We start from the raw sequence: 19,236 nt of genomic DNA, 5'->3' as shown, positions 1-19,236 counted from the left end.
CTACCCTGGGGCGGCATGACACAAACAGTGCAAGGAGTCATTGCCAGAACCAAAGGTGCCGAGGTTGAGGTTGTAGACATCGTCATCCCCGACCCCGGCCCAAACGACGTAGTGGTGAAAGTTCAGGCCACCGGCGTGTGCCACACCGACCTAGCGTACCGCGACGGCGACATCGAGGACGCGTACCCGTTCCTCCTCGGCCACGAAACCGCAGGTATCGTCGACCAGGTCGGCTCGGAGGTCACCCACGTCGAGGTCGGCGATTTCGTCGTGCTGAACTGGCGCGCAGTCTGCGGCCAGTGCCGCGCCTGCCGCAAGGGCGACCTGAAGAACTGCTTCGACACCTTCAACGCCTCGCAGAGCATGACGCTTGACGACGGCACCGAGCTCACCCCCGCCCTCGGCATCGGCTCCTTCGCCGAGAAGACGCTGGTGCACGAAAAGCAGTGCACCAAGGTGAACCCGGACGAGGACCCGGCGGCTGCGGGCCTGCTCGGCTGCGGCATCATGGCCGGCCTAGGCGCTGCGGTGAACACCGGAGCGGTGCAGCGCGGCGATTCTGTTGCCGTGTTCGGCCTCGGCGGAGTAGGCCTGGCCGCGGTGGCGGGTGCTGTGCTCGCGGGCGCGACGAAGGTGGTGGCGGTTGACGTCGATAAGCGAAAGTGCGATGCCGCGACCGAAACATTCGGTGCAACCGACGCCATCTGCGCGAAGGACATGAGCGAGGACGAAGTCATCGAGCGCGTGCGCGAACTCACCGACGGCTTCGGCGTCGACGTATCCATCGACGCTGTGGGCATCCAGCCCACGTGGCGCCAGGCGTTCTACTCGCGCGACCTCGCCGGGCGGATGGTGATGGTCGGCGTGCCCAACCAGACCGACCACGTAGACATCCCCGCGATCGACCTGTACTCCCGCGGCGGCTCCATCAAACCCGCCTGGTACGGCGACTGCCTGCCCGAGCGCGACTTCCCCGCGTTCGTCGACCTGCACATGCAGGGCCGGTTCCCGCTCGGCGAGTTCGTCTCCGAGCGCATCGGCATCGCGGACATTGAAGAAGCTTTTGCCAAGATGAAGCGCGGCGACGTGCTGCGCAGTGTTGTGGAGTTCTAATGCGTATTGAAAATGTAGTCACCTCCGGCCTGTTCAAGCTCGACGGCGGCGAATGGGAGGTGGACAACAACGTGTGGATCGTGGGCGACGAGCGCGAGGTGTACATCATCGATGCAGCGCACAACGCCGAAGCCATCGCCGAGGCGGTCGGCTCGCGCAAGGTGAAGGGCATCATCGCGACCCACGGCCATTCCGACCACATCGACGCCGCGCCGGAGCTTTCCAAGCTTGTCGACGCCCCCGTGTACCTGCACCCCACCGACGGATTCTTGTGGCAGCGCGAAAACCCGGACGCCCACTACCTGCCGCTTACCGACGGCCAGGTATTCACCATCGCCGGCACCGACCTCAAAGTGCTCTCCACCCCGGGGCACTCGCCCGGCTCCGTCGTGCTCTACGCCGAGGAGGCGGGCGAGCTCTTCTCCGGCGACACCCTCTTCCAGGGCGGGCCGGGAGCTACGGGGCGTTCGTTCTCGTCCTTCGACACCATCATCCACTCCCTGCGGAAGTCGGTGCTCGACCTGCCAGCGGAGACGGTCGTGCGCACCGGCCACGGCGACCACACCACCATCGGCGAGGAAGCCCCGCACCTCGAGGAATGGATCCGGCGGGGGTACTAGCGGGCTAGAACTGGATGCTCAGCTGGCCCGACAGGACCGCCAGCAGGCCGAGCACCGCGAGGACCGCGACAATCACGCCGATAACCGTGCCGACGGAACTGCCACTCGGGTTGTTGTCGGGCTGCGGGTTGGTCGGGCTTGTAGGAGTGGTTGGTGAGGGGCGTTGCGGCTCGTTCGCCGTGATGGCGTTGAAGGCTTCCAATGCCTCAGCCTGGGCGGTTTCAGCATCAGAAAAAACGGCGGTTTTTTCTTCGACCGTCTGACGTGCGGCTTCGACGGCATCGCGAGCTCCGGGAAGCGCGTCCCGTGCAGCATCCCGCTCGTCGAAGAGTGCTGGGGCGACGGGGTTCGGAGCACTCGGCGCGTTCTGTGAGGCTGTGTCTGCACGGTTGAGGCGGGTAATTGATGCTTCCACGCTGCTGCGAGCCTGCGCAAGTTCCGTGTTTGCCCGCTCGACACCGGTGGCGGTTTCGCGCTCGTGTTCAGTCGCTGTATCAAGCCGCTGTTGCGCTGTCTCGCGTTCGGCCAGGAGATCGGCGTAACCGCGCGACAGTGACCCAATCTCGCCATTGAGGCGGTCGACTCTTGCTCCATACTCAGCAGCCTTCGCCGGATTCGCGGCGTGCGACATGTCCACGCGCCGGTCGAAGTCCGTGTTGAGGCCCTGCACCTTTCGCATCTGGGCAGCTTTGCCCCCCAGGATCTTGGCGTTGTCCACCATCGCACCGTTGGGGTCGCGCGGTGCAGTCCAGTCCCCGAGGCCGAGAAGCTCCTTCGCCCCGCTGGCGTAGTAGTGGGGGTACTCGGAACGCAACGCTGTAGTGGTGGCAGGGGACTGGTTGTAGAAACTGCCGTTGGTGAGTTTTGTGTCTTCGATAAAGAACATGGTCGTCGCTCGGAAGGCCCCCTTTTGATCGATGTCCACACCCATCCCGATGCCTTGGAAAATCGACTCGAGCATGTTCTGGTTGTGCCCGGGAGAGTTGCGCCACCCATTGAAGAACCTCTCCGCGAGCTTCCCCCAGTCGTCGGAGGTCATGCTCTCCGGGTCGTAGTACCCGAGCAGGGCAATGTTTTCTCCCGAGTAACCCCACTTCTGCTTGTCAGAGTGCTCGAAAATATCAAGGCGCGACATCTCGCGGCTATAGCCTTCTGCCTGGACGTTGTAGCGCACGTGCGTGCGCAGTGGCGCAAGTCCGTTCGCGATGCGGTACTCGTTCACCATCTCCAGGATTGCCTGAGCACACAGACGCTGGTACTCGATCTGGGTGAATTGGTGGTTTGCGAAAAACGTCTGCCAAGCGCTTTGCGCATCCCGCTCGTTTCCTTTGCCGATGATGGTTCCGGCGAGCTCGTCGAGCCGCCTGTCAAACTCCGCCACCGCCGATTCCTGGCGCGCTTTCTCCTCGCGTGCCGCCGCTGCGGCATCTGTAGCGTCCCGCAGTGCTGCTTCGGCGCGGGCAAGCTGGGCTTCCGCCTCTGCTTTCTCCGTGGTTGCGGCGGCGTGCTCCTCGCGCAGTCGGGTCAATTCTGCCTCGAAGGCGGACTGGTTGTCGCGCTGCTGCTTCGCCACGGCCTGTTCAGCAGCACGCACCCTCTCCTCAGCCGTGTCCAACTCGGCTCGCGCATTTGCGAGCGATTCTTCGGCGGTGGCGAGATCGGCGCGGGCCTGGTCGGCGTCGGCGGTGGCGCCGTCGAGTGCGGCGCGCGCATTGTCACGGTCGTTTTGCCACTGGGTGAAAGTGGTGTGGACGGTTGCGGAGGCAGTGTCGCTGATTACCTGGGCGCGCGCGGGGACAGGTGCGACAACACTCGCGGCGAGCGCGAGAGCGACTGCGGAAGAGGTGAAACGGGAGACAGCCATGAGGATCCTTCCGGGAAACATTTACCTAGTAATAAACATATCCCAAGGGTGCTGCTAAGGGTGGGCTGGGTCCTTCGGCTCCTCCCCCGGGGCTACCGCGTTCTGCAGCGCGACCGCCCGCGCTAAGCGCGCGTACCGCAGCTCCTGCTCGCGGAAGCGCGTCCACGTGGACACCGTGGTGAAGAAGAACGCGATGATGAGCACGTAAAGCATCAGGTCGGTGCCCCTATCGACGCCGAGCCAGTTCGCCAGGACGGTGACGTCGTCAGGCCTTGCGATCGCCCACACCGCGGCGAGCATCATCACCACGAACCCGACTTTCACCCACGCCTTCGCGTTCGCCTTGCGGCGGTTGATAAAGAAGTAGGCGGCCAGCGCGACAATCGCCAGCAGCAGCAACGCTTGGATCACGGGAGCCTCCTTGCCACGAGCCCGTCGGCGAGGATGTTCACGCCGTTGATCAGCGACTGTCCCTTGCTCATGGAGTACTCGGTGTACAAGATGTCCACCGGCTCTTCGTCCACGCGCCAGCCGAGTTTGTCGATCATCGCCACAATCTCCGAGGCGTGCGACATTCCGTTCATCCGGATGTTCATCTCCTCGGCCACCCTGCGGTTGAAGACGCGCAGGCCGTTATGGGCGTCGGAAAGCCCGAGTCGCCTCGTGCGCGGCGACAGAAAAACGACGGTTTTTAGCACCAGCCGCTTCAGCCAGGGAACCTGCGAGTTGTCCTGGCCCGCGAAGCGCGTGCCCACGATGATGTCCAACGGCTCGGCGCGCAGCCGCTCCACCATGCGCACCACGTCTTTGACTTGGTGTTGGCCGTCCGCGTCGAAGGTCACGAAAAAACGCGCGTTTTTGTGGGCGCGGGCGTACTCCACGCCGGTTTGGATCGCCGCCCCCTGACCCAGGTTCACCGGGTGGTTCACCAGGTGCGCCCCGGCCGCGTGAATCTGCTCGGAGGAGTTATCCTTCGAGCCGTCGTTGACGGCCACGATGTTGGGGAACGTCTCGCGGGCGTTTGAGAGCACGTCGAAAATGACCGTGCCCTCGTTGTAGCAAGGCACGATCAGCCAGGTATCTGCGAACGCTTCGCGGTGATCGCTCATGTCAGAAGGAGAGATTACCCCGGGCGGTGGAACAGCACACCGTAGGCGCGCTTGAGCAGCCCGGTGGGCAGGAGCCGGTACGCCGAGCGCAGCGCGAAGTTCAGCACCGCCCGCGGTTTCGACACAATCCCGTAGCGCACAAGGTTGCGCTGCATGTGGCGCTCTGAGGCGAACATCTCGCGGCCGGTGCGGCGTGCGAACTGCGCGTCGTCGACTCGGAAGTAGGTGAGGGGTTCGGGGAGGTTGTGTAGGCGCCAGCCGTCGCGAAGCAAGCGCGCGAACAGGTCGTAATCCTCCATGAAATGCACGTCGAGGTACCCGCCGGCTCTCTTGATTGCAGCAGTGCGCATCATCACCGACGGATTATTCAACGGCGAATTCATCCTCGCGTAGCACGACGGATCCTCAGGCAGCGCGCGGATCGTGCCGGAATCACCCGGCTCGCGCGCGAATTCCTCCACGGCGGTCCCCACGGCGGCAACGTCCGGATGCTCGTTGAGAAAAACGGCCTGTTTTTCGAATCGCTCGGGTTTCGCCACGTCATCGGAGTCGAGCCGCGCCACGAACTCCGCGTCGATCGTCTCCAGGCCCGCCTGCGACGCCCTGCCGGACCCCACATTTTCAGGCAGGCGCAAAAAACGGGCATTTTTTTGCTTATCGACGAAGCTCCGCACCACAACCTCCACCCCCTCCGCCACGGGGCCGTCAAGCACGATCACGATGTCGTCCGCGGGCCTTGTTTGCCCCGCGATCGAGTCGAGAGCGCGCTTCAGATCCGCCGGGTCCGTGCCGCGATAGGCGGTGATCAGCGCGGCTATGGTGCTCATGAGCTAGTCCCTCGCCGCGTCGATGAGGTAGCGGCCGTAGCCGGACTTCAGCACCTCGTTACCTAGGCGCACGAGTTGGTCCGCGTCGATGAAGCCCTCGCGGTACGCCGCTACCTCTGGAGAGCCGATCACCGTGCCGGTGCGTTTCTGCAGCACCTCGACGTAGGAGCTGGCCTCGCTCATCGAGTCGATGGTGCCTGTATCCAGCCACACGTCCCCGCGGTGGAGGCGGTGCACCTTGAGGCGCCCCTGGTTCAGGTAGGCCTCGTTCACGCTGGTGATTTCAAGCTCGCCGCGGGCGCTCGGCTCGATCGTCTTCGCGATCTCCACCACTGCGTTGTCGAAAAAGTACAGACCCACCACCGCGAAGTTGGACTTCGGGTCGGCCGGCTTCTCCTCGATGGATAACGCCGTGCCGTCGGGGGCGAACTCCACCACGCCGTAGCGCTGGGGGTCGGACACCTCGTAGGCGAAGATCGCGCCGCCGTCGACGTTGCGGATTTCTCCGAGGATGTTGGACAGACCGGAGCCGTCGAAGATGTTGTCGCCGAGCACCAAGGCCACCGAGTCCTCGCCAATGAAGTCCTCGCCGATGATGAAGGCTTGGGCCAGCCCCTCCGGCTTGGGCTGCTCGGCGTAGTGGAGCATGATGCCGAAGCGGGAGCCGTCGCCAAGCAATCGCTCAAAATTCGCCCGATCTTCGGGCGTGGTGATGATCAGGACCTCGCGGATGCCGGCGCTGATGAGGGTGGACAGCGGGTAGTAGATCATCGGCTTGTCGTAGATGGGCATGAGCTGCTTCGAAATGCCCTTCGTGATGGGGTAGAGGCGCGTGCCCGAGCCGCCCGCGAGGATGATGCCCTTCATGTCTACGACAGTGTAGCCAGGTAGATCGCCAGGGCAGCCCGCCAGTTACTCGGGGAAAAACCGGCGTTTTTTATCTTGTCCAGGCTGAGCGTGGATTCCTTCGGGCGGGGCGCCTCCGCGCCGAACTCGGCACCGTACTGCTCGGTGGTCACCGGGTGCACGTCGGAGGGGTCGCAGCCCATGCCGATGAACACCGCACCGGCGATCTCGTCGCGGGAGGCGGTGTCGCCGTCGGAGGTGATGTTGTACACGCCGTACTCCGCGCCCGATGCAAGCAGGTGCGCGATGCCCTTGGCCAGATCCTCGGCGCTGGTGGGGCGGCCGCGCTGGTCGGAGACCACTTTCGGGGAGACGCCGCGCCGGGCGAGCTGCGACATCGTGGCCATGAAGTTCGGGCCGTCGCCGAACACCCAGCTTGTGCGCACCACGTAGTGCTTGCGCGCCACCTGCGCCGCGGTGTCGCCGGCGGCCTTGGAGGCGCCGTACGCGGACAGCGGGGAGGCGGGCTCGTCCTCGGTGTGGGTTTCAACGGTGCCGTCGAAGATGTAGTCGGAGGAGACGTGCACCAAGGTCAGGTCGTGCTCGTTGGCGAGGCGCGCCAAGCCCGCCGGCGCGTCCGCGTTCACCGACCAGGCGGTCGCGCGGTTCTGCTCCGCGCCGTTGACGTCGTTGTAGGCGGCGCAGTTCACGATGGCCCAGTACCGCGAAAAGTCCAGGTCGGGTGCATCGGTGATGTCGAACTCTGCGCGGGTGAAAAAATCGGCCGTTTTTTCGTCCCACACCTTCTGCAGGGCCTTCCCCAGCTGACCGCCAGCGCCGGTGACCAGGATCTTGCGCGGCGGCATCGGTTCCGCGTCGGCGAGCATGGGGTGCGCGAGGTCTTTCTCCGAGAGCTCCGTCGGCTGCAGCGGCCAATCGATTTCGCGGTAGGAGCAGAACGCGCCGCCGGGCGCATACCGCTGATTCACCAGGTAAATGTAGGTGGTGTTGTCCTCGAGCGCCTGGAAACCGTTCGCCACCCCGCGCGGGACGAACACTGCGGTCTCGGGCCCGATCTCGCAGCCGAACGTCTCCCCGTAGGTTTCGGAGCCCTCGCGCATGTCCACCCACGCGCCGTACACGCGCCCGCTCGCCACCGAGACCCACTTGTCCCACGGCTCTGCGTGCATGCCGCGTGTCGCCCCGCGCCGGGCATTAAAGCTCACGTTCTGCTGCCGCGGCACGAGCACCTGCCCGGCCCAGTTTTCCTTGAACCAGCCGCGGTTGTCCTCGTGCAGCGTAAGGTCGTGCACCTCAAGGCCTGCGATCATGTCACTGTCCCCTTTGCGCATATTGCTTTTCGACGTCATCCTTGCCCGGCCTCCACCACCACTCGTTGGCGCGGTACCACTCAACCGTTTCGGCAAGCCCCTCGCGGAAGTCTTTCTTCGGTGCCCAGCCGAGCTCGCGGCGTAGTTTTGTGGCATCCATGGCGTAGCGCTGGTCGTGGCCCGGCCGATCGGTGACGTGCTCGTAGGTGCCGCCCATGAGCTCGCAGAGCATCTCCACCACTTGCTTGTTCGTGATGTGGTCGTTGTCCGCCCCGATGTTGTACGTCTCGCCCGCACGGCCGCGCTCGAGGATGGTGAGTACCGCGTCGTTGTGGTCGTCGACGTGGATCCAGTCGCGCACCTGTAGCCCGTCGCCGTACAGCTTCGCCGGGCGCCCGTCGATGAGGTTGGTCACCTGGCGCGGGATGAACTTCTCAATGTGCTGGTACGGGCCGAAGTTGTTGGAGCAGTTCGAGATCGTCGCGTTCAGCCCGAACGAACGGATCCAAGCCCGCACCAGGTGGTCCGAGCCTGCCTTCGTCGCCGAGTAGGGCGAAGAAGGGTTGTACGCAGTCTCCTCCGTGAACTTGTCGTCGCCGCCGAGCGGCAAGTCGCCGAACACCTCGTCGGTGGAAATGTGGTGGAAGCGCTTCCCGTGCTTACGGGCCGCCTCCAGCAGCGTGAACGTGCCGCCGATATTCGTGTGGAGAAAAACGGCCGGATTTTCCAGCGAATTGTCGTTGTGGGACTCAGCGGCGAAGTGCACGATGATGTCGTTGTGGGCCGTGAGGTCGTCGATAAGCAATTGCTCCGAAATATCCCCCTCGACGAACTTGACGTCCAACCCGTCCAAATTCGCCCTGTTGCCCGCGTACGTGAGGCTGTCCACCACCGTGATCTCGTACAACCCGCACGCCCTGCGCACGAAGTTCGAGCCGATGAACCCCGCGCCGCCCGTGACCAGCATCCTTTCCATGCCCGCCTACCTTACAAGGCCCGCGACGTGCACCAGCGCACCCGCGAGCGGGCCGGCGTAGAGGGCGACGATCACCGCCGTGGTCACCCCCCACGGGCTGAGGAACAACAGGCCAAACGACACAGCACCGGCCACGATCCACCCTGCTACGTACCACGGGTGGCGCTCCAGCGACAGTGTCGCAACACCCGTGATCATCAACGCGCCCATGAACGCCGACGCGAGTGTGAGCAGACCCAGCTGCAACCCCGGCATCGCCATTTCGGGCGGGAACGCCACCGACAAGATCCACGGGCCCAACGCCCACGCCGCGACAAACCCCACGGCACCCAACGCCAGAACCGCCGCCACCGGGCCCGCGAGCGCCCTGTGCACACGGTCGCGCTGCTCTACAAAACGGACCACGAGCGCCGACTGGAAACGCTGCAACGGCACGAGCACCGGCGCGCGAGTGAGCATCACCGCGTTATTCACCGCGCTGACCGTCAACGACACCGCCGGCGTATCCGGAAACGCCGCACTGACCGCAGTGGGGAACCCGGTGATCATCGCCGCCGAGGCCCCCGACGCCAACATCGCCGAGACCACCCGGCGCACAAACGCCTCCCGGTCCACATCCAGCGCAACCCGGATGTTCACCCGCGCCACCGGAGAAGCGCTAAGAACAACGCACCAGCTCACCGCGCCCAACACCGTGATAGCCAGAAACGCGGGCAGGCCCCACCCGAACGCCCACGCCACAAGCGCGAGCGCGAGGCGCAACCCCGAGTCCAGGGCCACCAGCGAGGCGTACTGGCTCCACAAGTTCACCCCGGACAAAATGCCCGACAGCACCGCCTGGAAGATGTAGCTCACCAGGCCGAACACCAAAAGCGTGGTGGCCAGCCCAGGGGAGGGCGGCACCAACACCCGCATCGCAAACACCCCGACGGCAACGACCGCCAGCGTGGTCAACGCGGCCGCCAACGCGCCGAGTTTCCACGGGTTCGCGGAGCCTTTCACGCCAGTCTCGCGGGAAGAGGCGACGGCGCGTGTGGTTTCGTGCGTGATGCCGTCGATAAGCCCGGCGCTGGCAAAAAACAAGCCCCAAAACGCGGAGAAATAGCGGTACTCACCCGTCTCGACGTCCAGCCCCCACGTGGCCACCCACATCAGCACGAAGCCACTGAGTGCCGCGAAGATGGTGGCCAGGGACAGGTGTTTCACCCCCGGCATCTTAGTGCAGGGCGGCTACAGAAGCTCCGAGATGCGGTCCAGCGGGCGGAACAGGTCGTCCGGCTCGAAGCCGAATTCTTTGCCGTGGTCGTGCTCCAGCTGTGCGATCTCTCGTTCGCAGCGTTCCCGGTCGCGGTGGATGCGGTAATCGTCCAGAAGCTTGTGGCCCATTGCGAAAAACTGTGTGTTTTTCGCCTTCGCGTCTTTACGTCGGTCGAGTGTGGACGCCCACCGCGGGTTCAGCGGCGTGGTCATCTCGTACAACATCCCCTCGGGCTGCACGATTTGGTACGTGCCGTCCCCGAAAAGCCACACGATCTCACCCGTGGCCGGGTCGGGGATGTAGAACGCCGACTTATCGGTCTTCATGTTGTGATGCTTTTGGCATAGTGCGAACAAATTGCCCGGTGTGGTGGGCCCGCCCGCTTCGAAGGGGATGCGGTGGTCGAGTTGGCAGCCGCTCGCATCGCGCCCGCAACCCGGGTAGATGCAGGTCCCGTCACGCGCCTCGACGTACGCCCGCATGGTCTGGGTCGGTTTGTACGCATCGGTCACCGCGTCCTGCTCCCCGTCCAGCGGGACCCGCTTCGCGCGGTCCGCCATCTCCTCGAGCCGCGCCGTGCCGTCCGCGTCCGTCCACCCGCACCCGCGCAGGTAGAACGGAGTGCCGGCGATGCGCTTGCCCGTTTCGTCCAGCGGGGTGAAAGCGTAGAGGGTGATCTTCGGGTCGCTCTCGCCGCACAGCAGCTTTTCGACGGCTTCCGCCACCGACACCTTCTCCTCCCTCGCCACCGATTCTGCCCGGGCCTTGAAGGTCTCCATCACCACCGGGTCCGTGTCCACCTCCATGCCCGCTTTGAGCTGCTGGCCGTCGTGATGGTCGTAGAAGTTGACCTGCGTGACCTCATCTTTGCCACGGGCCTTCTCCTCGCGTTCCTTGCGCTTCTTCGGGTCGAAATCCGTGTCTGGGTTCAGGCGTGCGATAAGCGCCCTCAACCTGCGGGTGATGGTGGTCGGGCCGGGGAGTTCCTGTCGCGGTCGCTTCGGGGTGAATAAGTCCACCAGCAGCTTGTCAGCCGCTTCGAGATGTGCCGGATCCGGGTCGACGCCGAGGAGGTGAAGTGTTGAGTCGACGGTTTCTAACCTTTGGACGTCGAGAAGCATGTGCTCATCCTGCAGCGCGCGCAAACCCGGCAGGTCGTGCAACCGCACGTAGGAGAACAGGCCGGCGTCGGAACGCACCTTGCCCCGGCCCGACATCTTCGACAGGTGCATCACCGTCTCTTCGTAGTCGTAACTGCCGAAATCCTCGTGTGCGAAGCGCGAAAACATGGCGTACTCGGCGGCGACGATGGCGCGAGCGGCGCTGGCCGTCGGGTTATCTTCTACCTGGATAAGGAAGTGCGGGCCTTGCATGGTGTCCCCCGTGGGTGCGTGCGTAAATTAAGCGGAATGAGTGTGTGAATGCACACGATATAGCACGCGCCGACGCGTTCCTGACCAGCGAAAACGCAGTTAAGCGATGTGCTGCTCAATCCAGGTATAGATCATCGCTTCCACACGGGCCACCTGGTCGTTGTCAGCCGCCCCCGCGTGCCCGCCCGCTGTGTTCTCAAAGTAGTCCACCGGCTGGCCCGCCTCGTGCAACGCCAGCGCGAACGTGCGGGCGTGGGCCGGGTGCACGCGGTCGTCGCGGGTGGAAGTGGTGACCAACGCCGGGGGATACGCAGGCTCGGTACGCACGTTGTGCAGCGGCGACCAGCGTTCAATAGCGGCGCGCTCAACCGCATCGCCCGGGTCACCGTACTCCGCCATCCAGGACGCGCCGGCAGATAGCGTGTGGTAGCGCAGCATGTCCGTCAGTGGCACCTGCACTACGGCCGCGCCGAACGCCTGCGGGTACTGCGTGAGCGCCCCGGCGGTGAGCAGGCCGCCGTTGGATCCGCCGCGAATCGCGATCTGCTCCGGCTTCGCGTACCCGCGCGCCACCAGGTCCTCCAGCACCGCTTTGTGGTCCTCCCACACTTTGTGCCGGTTCGTCTTCACCACCTGCGTGTGCCATTCGGGCCCGAACTCGCCGCCGCCGCGCAGGTTCGGCTGCACAAAAAACCGCCCTTTTTCCAGCCACGCCATGCCCCGCACGTTTGAGAACCCCGGGGTGAGCGAGACCTCGAAGCCGCCGTATCCGCCCACCAGCGTCGGGTGCGTCTCCCCGTCGAAGGTGCCGGTGATGAAGTAGGGGATCCGCGTCCCGTCTGCCGAGGTAGCCCAGTGCTGACGCGTTTCCAAGCCGGACGTGTCAAAGTGCGAAGACGCTTGCTTCACCGGCTCGCCGTCGCGAAGCAGGGTGGTTGGGGTGGTGAAGCTGGAGGCGGCGATCCAAGTCTCGTCGCCGTCGAGCGCGCTTGTGGCCACTACGTGGGCCGCCGCAGCATCGGGCAGCGCAATCTCTTCGCGCTGCCAGGTACCCAACTCGATGCGGTAAATGCGCGTCGCCACATCCACCAGGCACGTCAGCAGCAGGTGGTGCTTCGTGAACGCGATCTGCTCGACAGTGGCATCTGATTCCAGCACCGTGAACTCGCGCGACCCTCCAAGGAACGCCTCTAGCTCGACCACCGCCAGCGCACCCGCCGGCACGTCGCCGTAGGTGGTGCGTGGTTGAATGAACAGCCACGGCCCATGGGGGATCGCATCGCAGTCCGTGGGCAGCTCGAGCTCCACGCCGTCGACCCAGGTGCGCGAGTTGTAGAAGTCCAAGGCCCGCTCGATCACTATGCGCTCGTAGCCCGGGGTGGGGTCGTAAGATCCGGATACGGCCACGTCAGAAGGCTCGCCCGAAAAAAGGGCCGTTTTTTCGCCCGCCCTGGTCCACCGGCTCACCCGCATCGGGTAGCCGGATTCGGTGAGCGACCCCTCGCCCTCGTCGGTGCCCACCAGGATGGTGTCGCGGTCCACCCAACTCACGGATGTCTTCGCCTCGGGCACGCAGAACCCGTCTTCCAAAAAACGCCCGTTTTTTAAATCGAACTCGCGCACCACCGTCGCATCAGCCCCGCCGCGCGAAAGGTACACGAGCGCCCTGTCCCAGGTCAGAGGTAGCACGGCGGCGCCTTCCACACCCAGTCCTCGCCCTCTGAGGCAGCAAGCTTATCGACGTCTAAAGCCACCTCCCATTCCCCAGATTCGAAACCCTCGGAGGTGGTGCGACGCCACAGGCCCCGCGGGTGGTCTGCGTCGCGCCAGAAGTTATACAGGTACTCCCCGCGTCGGCGCACCTACGGGATCTTGTCCTGCGCGTCTAGTGACGCGCGGATACGCTCCCGCAGTTCGGCGCTTTCCAGCTTTGCCTCGGTGGCAGTCGACCACTCGCTCGCCCAGGCGAGGGCGTCGGGGCCGGAGATTTCGTCGAGAAGCTGCGGTGCGATCGAGCGCATTTACACGCCCAGTGCCGGCTTCAGCGTGGTGGCCCACGCCTTTTCCACGTCGGTGCGCCAGTAGGACCAGGAGTGGGTGCCCACGTTGCGGAACTCGTAGTGCGCCGGGATCTTCAGGCCCTCCAGCTTCGCGCGCAGGTCGTGCGTGCACTGGTTGATCGCGGCCTCAATGACACCGCCCTCAACCTGCAGGATTGCCGAGTTCAGCTGCGCCGCGGCTGGCTGCAACCCCAGTCCCACCAGGTAAGAGACCTGATCCTGGCGGCCCGCCAGCCCCGTCGCGGTGGAGATGTACAGCTTCGTGCCACGCAGCTTTTCGGCGCCGAGCAGCGCGTCGTTGTAGCGGTTGTACTTGCCGCCCATCGGGCCCCACATCTGCTCCGGCTGCGCACCGCCGCGGTTCACGGTCAGACGCGCGTAGTTGTAGGCGTGCGGGGAGCTAGTGGCGGCGCAGCCAGAGAAGGAGGCAGCGGCCTTGTACATGCCGGGGTTGTGTTGCGGCAGCACAAGAGCGGACGTGCCGGACATGGAGAACCCGGCGATAGCACGCTTGTCGTTTGCATTCATCGTGCGTTCGATGGGGCCGGGCAGCTCCTTGGTTAGAAACGTCTCCCACTTCTGCGGGCCCTTCAGATACGGGGTGTTCAGGTTGTTGTCCACCCAGTCCGTGTAATAGGAGAACGCGCCAGCCTGCGGGATCACCACGTTGACGCGCTTGCCCTGGAAGAACTTCACGGTGGTAGCCATGTTGACCCAGTCCTGGTCTTGCTCCGCACCACCTGCGCCGTTGAGCAAGTAGAGCGTCGGCGCCTTCTGCACGCGCTTACCGGCCGCGTCGGTGGCGGGGATGACGGCGACGGGGATGTCGCGCTTCATCGAAGGTGAGAAGACCTTAAACGACAGCAGGTTCCTGTGGTCCACCTGCTTCACCCAGCCCTGAGGCGTGCCGGTGTTGGTTACCAGGGGTGGGCTGGAGGGAGCATCCCACGTCTTCACAACGCCGGCAGGCTGCGGAACCGCCGTCGCGACGGGTGCGAGGGCGAGCGCCGTCGCGGTGACTGCGGCGACAATCGCCGATTTCAGGTGCTTCATGGGAAACGCTGTCCTTTCGCCGGTCTTGCCTGCATTCATGCGGCATTGTACGGTACGGCAAGTTATCGTACGTTACGGTAGTTGCCAGCGTGACGTACGTTGTCTGCCCCCACCCCCTCTAGCGAAAGGCTTTCCCGTGAACCCGATCGAAGCAATCCAGCTGCAAATCAACGAGGTCCTCGGCCAGGTTATCCACGCTGGCTCCTCGATGTCTTCCACCATCGCATTCAACCTGGGCATGTTCTAAGGCTCAGGAAACCCCAGAGAACCCAAGCAAAAAGGCGCGATCGAAAAATCGCGCCTTTTTTCGTGCCCCGGTTTTCTGCCCCCTCAAGTGACCGAGCTCAACGACACCTTAGAGCCCAAGCGCCGGCTTGAACACCCGGTCGAAGGACAGCTTCAGGTCGTCCTTCCACACCGGCCAGGAGTGGGTGCCCACGTTGCGCAGCTCCGCAACGAAATCCTCGTCCGACTGGATCACTTCGCCAGCGGCGCGCTTCATACCGTTGCCCTGCATCTTCGCGATGAGGTCGTGGGTGCAAGCGTTCATCGCCGCCTCAATCACACCGCCTTCAACCTGAAGCGTGTACGCTTTCGCTGAGCCCACCGAGGATGCCTCGAAGTCGCTGTACTGCCCGGTGTCCTTCAGGCGTTTCGCCAGGGTGCCCGCCATGTCGGACTCGGCAGCCAAACCGGTGCCGGTAGACAGGTACACCTTCGTGCCCTTCAGCTGCGCGGCATTGACCAGCGCGTCGTTGTAGCGGTTGTAGTCCGAGCCCATCGGGCCGAAGACGTGGTCCGGGGTCATGCTGGACGCGCCACGGTTCACTGTCAGGCCAACAAAGAAGTTCGGCAGCGGGGTGGAGGTCGCCGCGCAGCCGGAGTAAGAGCCGACCGCCTGGTAGAAACCCGGGTTGTGCTCGGCCAGCAGCAGGGTGGAGGTCGCCGCCATCGAAAGGCCGGCCACGGCGCGCTTGTCGTTGGCCTTCGCGTACCGCTCAATGGCCTGGGGGAGTTCCTTGGCAAGGAAGGTCGACCACATTTGCTTGCCCTTGTAGAAGTGGCTCTCTTCCGGCGATACGGGCGGCTCCGCGGCCCAGTCCACATAGTAGGAGAACGCGCCTTCCATTGGCACCACGACGTTGACGCCCTGGCCGCGGAACGTTTCCACCATCTGCGGCAGTGCTTGCGCCACCCAGTCGGTGTTCTGCTCAGACCCGCCAGCGCCGTTAAGCAGGTAGATCGTCGGAGCGTTGTCGACGATGTTGTTGTTCGCGTCGTGGGCGCGGAAGAACGCGATCGGGATGTATCGCTCCATCGACTCGGACTTCACTTCGAGCGCCTCGCCATGTGGTAGCGCGCCGTACTTGGTCAGCGAGTACCACCTTTGTGGCTCACCCTTGTAAGTCTTCGGCGCCTCATTGAGTGCGCGCACGGGCGGATCGGTCGGCTCTGCCTCGGGCACGGGCTCGGGGTCCGGCAGGTTTTCGTCCGTGACGGGCTCGCTATCGCCTTGAGGTAGTTCAGCAGGCTTTTTGCTTATCGACGGCTCCGCGGCACCCTCTACCTTCCCGTCCCCAACCTCTTCCTCCGGCGCCTTCTCAGCAGCCGGTGCCTCCTCGGGCACTTCCTTCACGGAGGTAAGCACTTTCTCGTCCGCCGCCTGGATCACGGGGCCGGGGGCGTCGGCTTGGTCGGCAACGTGGGGAACCGCGGAGGCGGCGAGGATGGCGACGGTTGCCGCCGCGACGGCGGGACGGGTGAGTTTCACGGGTGTGACTCGCTTTCCATTCAAGGGCGCGGACATGCTCTTGAGACATTTTGCCAGAGGTGCACGTACCATATGAACCGTGAGTAAAGAACATTTTGACGTTGTTGTCCTCGGCGCGGGCCCCGGTGGCTACGTTGCCGCTATCCGTGCAGCTCAGCTTGGTAAGAAAGTGGCTGTCATTGAGAAGCAGTACTGGGGAGGTGTGTGCCTGAATGTGGGCTGCATCCCGTCCAAATCGCTGATCAAGAACGCAGAGGTTGCGGAGATCTTCAACCACGAGGCGAAGACGTTCGGCATCAAGGGCGACGTGGAGTTCGACTACACGGACGCCCAAAAGCGCTCCCGCAAGGTCTCCGAGAAGATCGTCGGCGGCGTGCACTACTTGATGAAGAAGAACAAGATCCAGGAGATCAACGGCCTGGGCTCGTTCAAGGACGCCAAGACCATCGAGATCACCGAGGGCGACGACAAGGGCATGACCGTCACCTTCGACGACTGCATCATCGCCACCGGCGCAGTGGTGCGCACCCTCCCGGGCATCGAGCTGTCCGACAACGTGGTCTCCTACGAGGAGCAGATCCTCAACCCGGAGGCCCCGGAGAAGATGATCATCGTCGGCGGCGGCGCCATCGGCATGGAGTTCGCCTACGTGCTGTCCAACTACGGCGTGGACGTCACGGTCATCGAGTACATGGACCGCGTCCTGCCGAACGAGGACAAGGATGTGTCCAAGGAGATTGCGAAGCGCTACAAGAAGCTCGGCGTGAAGCTGCTCACCGGCCACGCCACCACCGAGGTGCGCGACAACGGCGATTCCGTCGAGGTCGACGTGAAGAAGAACGACTCCGAAGACGTGCAGACCCTCACCGCGGACCGCGTGATGATCTCCGTCGGCTTCGCTCCGCGCACCGAGGGCTACGGCCTGGAGAACACGGGTGTCGAGCTGACCGATCGTGGGGCTATTGCTATCGACGAGCGCATGCGCACCAACGTCGACGGCATCTACGCCATCGGCGATGTCACGGCGAAGCTCCAGCTGGCGCACGTCGCTGAGGCACAGGGCATCATCGCCGCCGAGACCATCGCGGACGCGGAGACCCTCGAAATCGAGGATTACATGATGACCCCGCGCGCCACCTTCTGCAACCCTCAGGTCGCCTCCATGGGCTACACCGAGGAGCAGGCGAAGGAGAAGTGGCCGGACCGCGACATCAAGGTCGCCACGTTCCCGTTCTCTGCGAACGGCAAGGCAGTCGGCCTAGCGGAGACCGCCGGCTTTGGCAAGCTCGTCGCGGACGCAGAGTTCGGCGAGATCCTCGGCTGCCACCTCGTGGGCGCAAACGTCTCCGAGCTTATTCCGGAGGTTGTGCTCGCGCAGCGCTTCGACCTCACCGCCGGTGAGATCGCTCGCTCGATCCACATCCACCCGACGCTGTCCGAGGTGCTCAAGGAGATCGCTCACGGCGTCGAGGGCCACATGATCAACCTCTAAGTAGCATTTGCTTATCGACGCGGTCGTCTAGGGGCCCGGTCGCGCCACTCGCTCAAGGGCCGTAGTGGTCTTGGCAGTAGAGCGGGCCTCCCATCGATGAGCTAGAGGCGCCGCGCCAGATCGGGGTAGTGGAGGACCACCCCGTCCTCGTCGACCTGGAGCTCCACATCCACCCCGCGCGTTCCGCTTTTGTACCGCACCGTGCGCTCGTCGACGGAACTGTAGTACTGATCCGACGCGATCACGCGTAGTGATGGCATCTCAATCCAGGCCATGATCAGCCTCGTCTCCGGCACTTCTTGCCCCAATAAGTCGAGCCGCCTGATCGGCATGGTGTTGGTAACTGGGCACATCCCCAGATCGCAGTCCAACGCTTCACTGAGATCCTCCTCAGCGGCGATGCCGGGGTGCGTGTCCGGGGCTGCGAGCTCCGCTGGCTGCTCGCCACTCACCGAAGTCTCGCTCGTCCACACGCCGTCGGAATCCCGCTCCAGCTTGAGCATTCGGTTCCACCCCTCGCCGAGCACGTGGACGTGGATGGCCTGCGTTGTCCAGTCATCTAGCGCTTCTAGTATCCACCGTGCCGAATATCCGGGCCCGATCTGGATCCCGTTCGCCCTGAGCCCGTCAGGTTCGAACGACACCTCCGCCTGGTTCTGTATCTGCGGGTCATCTGGGTGTTCCCAGTAGTAGCTGCGCTCCATGTCTCAGAGCCTACGCAGGCACGCGGCGCCCGATAACGAGATCGACCCCGCTATCTCGCTTCGGAGATAGCGGGGTCGAGCGTGGGGTTAGCGCAGCTCTGGGCGCGCTACAAGATGGTTAGCCCTTCTGCGTCGGGTTGTCGGTGCCGGCAACTGCTGCAGCGAGGGAGTCGAGGGACTTTGCGAGGAAGTCGTCGTCGAACGTCTCGGACATGCTCAGCAGGTTCTCCTCCAGCTCGTCGCGCTGGTAGGTCAGCTTCACCTCGGTGTTGTCGGCGTCGATAGGCTCCAGCTCGTAAAGCCACTTCGCGCCGACGGTGACCTCGGCGGTGGTGTTCTCCACGTTCTTCCAGCCGATAATGCGGTCCTCCTGGAAGGCGAAGACCTCGTTCTTGGTCTGGTAGTCGCCGTCCTCCTTCGTCATGTTCATGGTGAAGATGTCGCCGACCTTCTCTAGGCGCTGGCCGTTGTCTGCGGATACAACCATGCCGGAGTCGTCGGTCTCAGAGTGGCGCTCCGGGTTGGAGAGGATGTCGAAGATCTCCTTCGCCGGTGCGTCGATCTGTCGGGTAGCGGAATTTTCAGTGTTCTTATCGATAGCCATGCCACGAGCGTACCCACTTTCACCTGAGCTGGCAGTAAGGGGAAACTTACCAACCAAAGATTGACACTGAACGGGGTCAGATTTGCCGATCCCCCACGACGGATACCCGACTATGGCAAACCTCACAATCTATAGCCGGGGTGCGTCGTATGGTGCGGGTGGGACTTCGGTCTGGGGTGCGCGGGGCAATGGGGTGGGAAAACGCCTGCAGATTCAAGGTGTGGAAGGGGGCGAG

Annotated in this window: 16 protein-coding genes and 1 pseudogene; 3 read left to right on the top strand and 14 right to left on the bottom strand. The window is 64.0% G+C overall.

The genetic code is table 11. From position 1 onward, the window contains the following. Positions 1-15: 15 nt before the first annotated feature. Together HWX32_RS09985 and HWX32_RS09980 are read left to right on the top strand one after the other, a co-directional pair. Positions 16-1,113 (top strand): S-(hydroxymethyl)mycothiol dehydrogenase, encoded by a 1,098-nt coding sequence (locus HWX32_RS09985; protein WP_175935731.1) that lies wholly within the window; start codon positions 16-18, stop codon positions 1,111-1,113. Continuing rightward, positions 1,113-1,733, top strand: a complete 621-nt coding sequence (locus HWX32_RS09980) for an MBL fold metallo-hydrolase (protein WP_075469107.1) — start codon at positions 1,113-1,115, stop codon at positions 1,731-1,733. The genes HWX32_RS09985 and HWX32_RS09980 overlap by 1 nt, the downstream gene beginning before the upstream one ends. Positions 1,734-1,737: 4 nt before the next feature. Here HWX32_RS09980 and HWX32_RS09975 read toward each other — a convergent pair whose 3' ends face one another. From HWX32_RS09975 to HWX32_RS09920, 12 genes and pseudogenes are all read right to left on the bottom strand, one after another. Continuing rightward, entirely contained in the window at positions 1,738-3,597 is a 1,860-nt protein-coding gene (locus tag HWX32_RS09975) for a CAP domain-containing protein (RefSeq protein ID WP_175935730.1), read from the bottom strand. Positions 3,598-3,651: 54 nt separating this feature from the next. Next, positions 3,652-4,008, bottom strand: coding sequence for a DUF2304 domain-containing protein (locus tag HWX32_RS09970; RefSeq protein WP_175935729.1), 357 nt, complete (start codon positions 4,006-4,008; stop codon positions 3,652-3,654). Further along, positions 4,005-4,706, bottom strand: coding sequence for a glycosyltransferase family 2 protein (locus HWX32_RS09965; RefSeq protein WP_175935728.1), 702 nt, complete (start codon positions 4,704-4,706; stop codon positions 4,005-4,007). Before HWX32_RS09965 ends, HWX32_RS09970 begins: the two co-directional genes overlap by 4 nt. Before the next feature lie 14 nt (positions 4,707-4,720). Then, positions 4,721-5,533 (bottom strand): glycosyltransferase, encoded by an 813-nt coding sequence (locus tag HWX32_RS09960; protein WP_175935727.1) that lies wholly within the window; start codon positions 5,531-5,533, stop codon positions 4,721-4,723. A 3-nt stretch (positions 5,534-5,536) separates the two neighbouring features. Continuing rightward, positions 5,537-6,400 carry a glucose-1-phosphate thymidylyltransferase RfbA gene (gene rfbA, locus HWX32_RS09955; RefSeq protein ID WP_175935726.1) on the bottom strand — a complete coding sequence of 288 codons (864 nt, stop codon included), beginning with the start codon at positions 6,398-6,400 and terminating at the stop codon, positions 5,537-5,539. A 2-nt stretch (positions 6,401-6,402) separates the two neighbouring features. After that, positions 6,403-7,710 carry a sugar nucleotide-binding protein gene (locus tag HWX32_RS09950; protein ID WP_254868401.1) on the bottom strand — a complete coding sequence of 436 codons (1,308 nt, stop codon included), beginning with the start codon at positions 7,708-7,710 and terminating at the stop codon, positions 6,403-6,405. Position 7,711: 1 nt separating this feature from the next. Beyond that, positions 7,712-8,686, bottom strand: coding sequence for a dTDP-glucose 4,6-dehydratase (rfbB, locus tag HWX32_RS09945; protein WP_175935724.1), 975 nt, complete (start codon positions 8,684-8,686; stop codon positions 7,712-7,714). Positions 8,687-8,692: 6 nt separating this feature from the next. Further along, the gene (locus HWX32_RS09940) at positions 8,693-9,901 is read right to left on the bottom strand and encodes a hypothetical protein (RefSeq protein WP_368485908.1); all 1,209 of its coding nucleotides are present in this window, start codon (positions 9,899-9,901) and stop codon (positions 8,693-8,695) included. 15 nt (positions 9,902-9,916) lie between these two features. After that, positions 9,917-11,317 (bottom strand): HNH endonuclease signature motif containing protein, encoded by a 1,401-nt coding sequence (locus HWX32_RS09935; protein ID WP_075469115.1) that lies wholly within the window; start codon positions 11,315-11,317, stop codon positions 9,917-9,919. Between the two features lie 99 nt (positions 11,318-11,416). Next, a pseudogene (locus HWX32_RS09930) lies at positions 11,417-13,338 on the bottom strand (prolyl oligopeptidase family protein). After that, positions 13,339-14,430, bottom strand: a complete 1,092-nt coding sequence (locus HWX32_RS09925; protein WP_175935722.1) for an alpha/beta hydrolase family protein — start codon at positions 14,428-14,430, stop codon at positions 13,339-13,341. It lies immediately after the preceding pseudogene. 355 nt (positions 14,431-14,785) lie between these two features. After that, on the bottom strand, positions 14,786-16,201 hold the full coding sequence (locus tag HWX32_RS09920) for an alpha/beta hydrolase family protein (protein WP_254868400.1): 1,416 nt from the start codon (positions 16,199-16,201) through the stop codon (positions 14,786-14,788). Between the two features lie 79 nt (positions 16,202-16,280). Here HWX32_RS09920 and lpdA point away from each other — a divergent pair, with 79 nt between their 5' ends. Then, the gene (gene lpdA, locus HWX32_RS09915; protein WP_175935720.1) at positions 16,281-17,693 is read left to right on the top strand and encodes a dihydrolipoyl dehydrogenase; all 1,413 of its coding nucleotides are present in this window, start codon (positions 16,281-16,283) and stop codon (positions 17,691-17,693) included. Positions 17,694-17,794: 101 nt separating this feature from the next. On the opposite strand, the gene HWX32_RS09910 is transcribed toward lpdA, so the two are convergent. After that, positions 17,795-18,397 (bottom strand): putative glycolipid-binding domain-containing protein, encoded by a 603-nt coding sequence (locus HWX32_RS09910; protein WP_175935719.1) that lies wholly within the window; start codon positions 18,395-18,397, stop codon positions 17,795-17,797. A gap of 118 nt (positions 18,398-18,515) precedes the next feature. Next, positions 18,516-19,001, bottom strand: a complete 486-nt coding sequence (locus tag HWX32_RS09905) for a hypothetical protein (protein ID WP_175935718.1) — start codon at positions 18,999-19,001, stop codon at positions 18,516-18,518. Between the last annotated feature and the right edge of the window lie 235 nt (positions 19,002-19,236).

It is taken from the genome of Corynebacterium sp. Marseille-P4321, from assembly GCF_903645305.1.
Classification (GTDB): Bacteria; Actinomycetota; Actinomycetes; order Mycobacteriales; family Mycobacteriaceae; genus Corynebacterium.
This window is presented reverse-complemented; position numbering and strand designations above follow the sequence as displayed.

What these genes read in the sequence shown, in the direction of transcription:
- HWX32_RS09985 (WP_175935731.1), top strand. Translation starts at nt 16, where the DNA reads ATGACACAAACAGTGCAAGGAGTCATTGCCAGAACCAAAGGTGCCGAG.
- HWX32_RS09980 (WP_075469107.1), top strand. Translation starts at nt 1,113, where the DNA reads ATGCGTATTGAAAATGTAGTCACCTCCGGCCTGTTCAAGCTCGACGGC.
- HWX32_RS09975 (WP_175935730.1), bottom strand. Translation starts at nt 3,597, where the DNA reads ATGGCTGTCTCCCGTTTCACCTCTTCCGCAGTCGCTCTCGCGCTCGCC.
- HWX32_RS09965 (WP_175935728.1), bottom strand. Translation starts at nt 4,706, where the DNA reads ATGAGCGATCACCGCGAAGCGTTCGCAGATACCTGGCTGATCGTGCCT.
- HWX32_RS09960 (WP_175935727.1), bottom strand. Translation starts at nt 5,533, where the DNA reads ATGAGCACCATAGCCGCGCTGATCACCGCCTATCGCGGCACGGACCCG.
- rfbA (WP_175935726.1), bottom strand. Translation starts at nt 6,400, where the DNA reads ATGAAGGGCATCATCCTCGCGGGCGGCTCGGGCACGCGCCTCTACCCC.
- HWX32_RS09950 (WP_254868401.1), bottom strand. Translation starts at nt 7,710, where the DNA reads ATGATCGCAGGCCTTGAGGTGCACGACCTTACGCTGCACGAGGACAAC.
- rfbB (WP_175935724.1), bottom strand. Translation starts at nt 8,686, where the DNA reads ATGGAAAGGATGCTGGTCACGGGCGGCGCGGGGTTCATCGGCTCGAAC.
- HWX32_RS09940 (WP_368485908.1), bottom strand. Translation starts at nt 9,901, where the DNA reads ATGCCGGGGGTGAAACACCTGTCCCTGGCCACCATCTTCGCGGCACTC.
- HWX32_RS09935 (WP_075469115.1), bottom strand. Translation starts at nt 11,317, where the DNA reads ATGCAAGGCCCGCACTTCCTTATCCAGGTAGAAGATAACCCGACGGCC.
- HWX32_RS09925 (WP_175935722.1), bottom strand. Translation starts at nt 14,430, where the DNA reads ATGAAGCACCTGAAATCGGCGATTGTCGCCGCAGTCACCGCGACGGCG.
- HWX32_RS09910 (WP_175935719.1), bottom strand. Translation starts at nt 18,397, where the DNA reads ATGGAGCGCAGCTACTACTGGGAACACCCAGATGACCCGCAGATACAG.
- HWX32_RS09905 (WP_175935718.1), bottom strand. Translation starts at nt 19,001, where the DNA reads ATGGCTATCGATAAGAACACTGAAAATTCCGCTACCCGACAGATCGAC.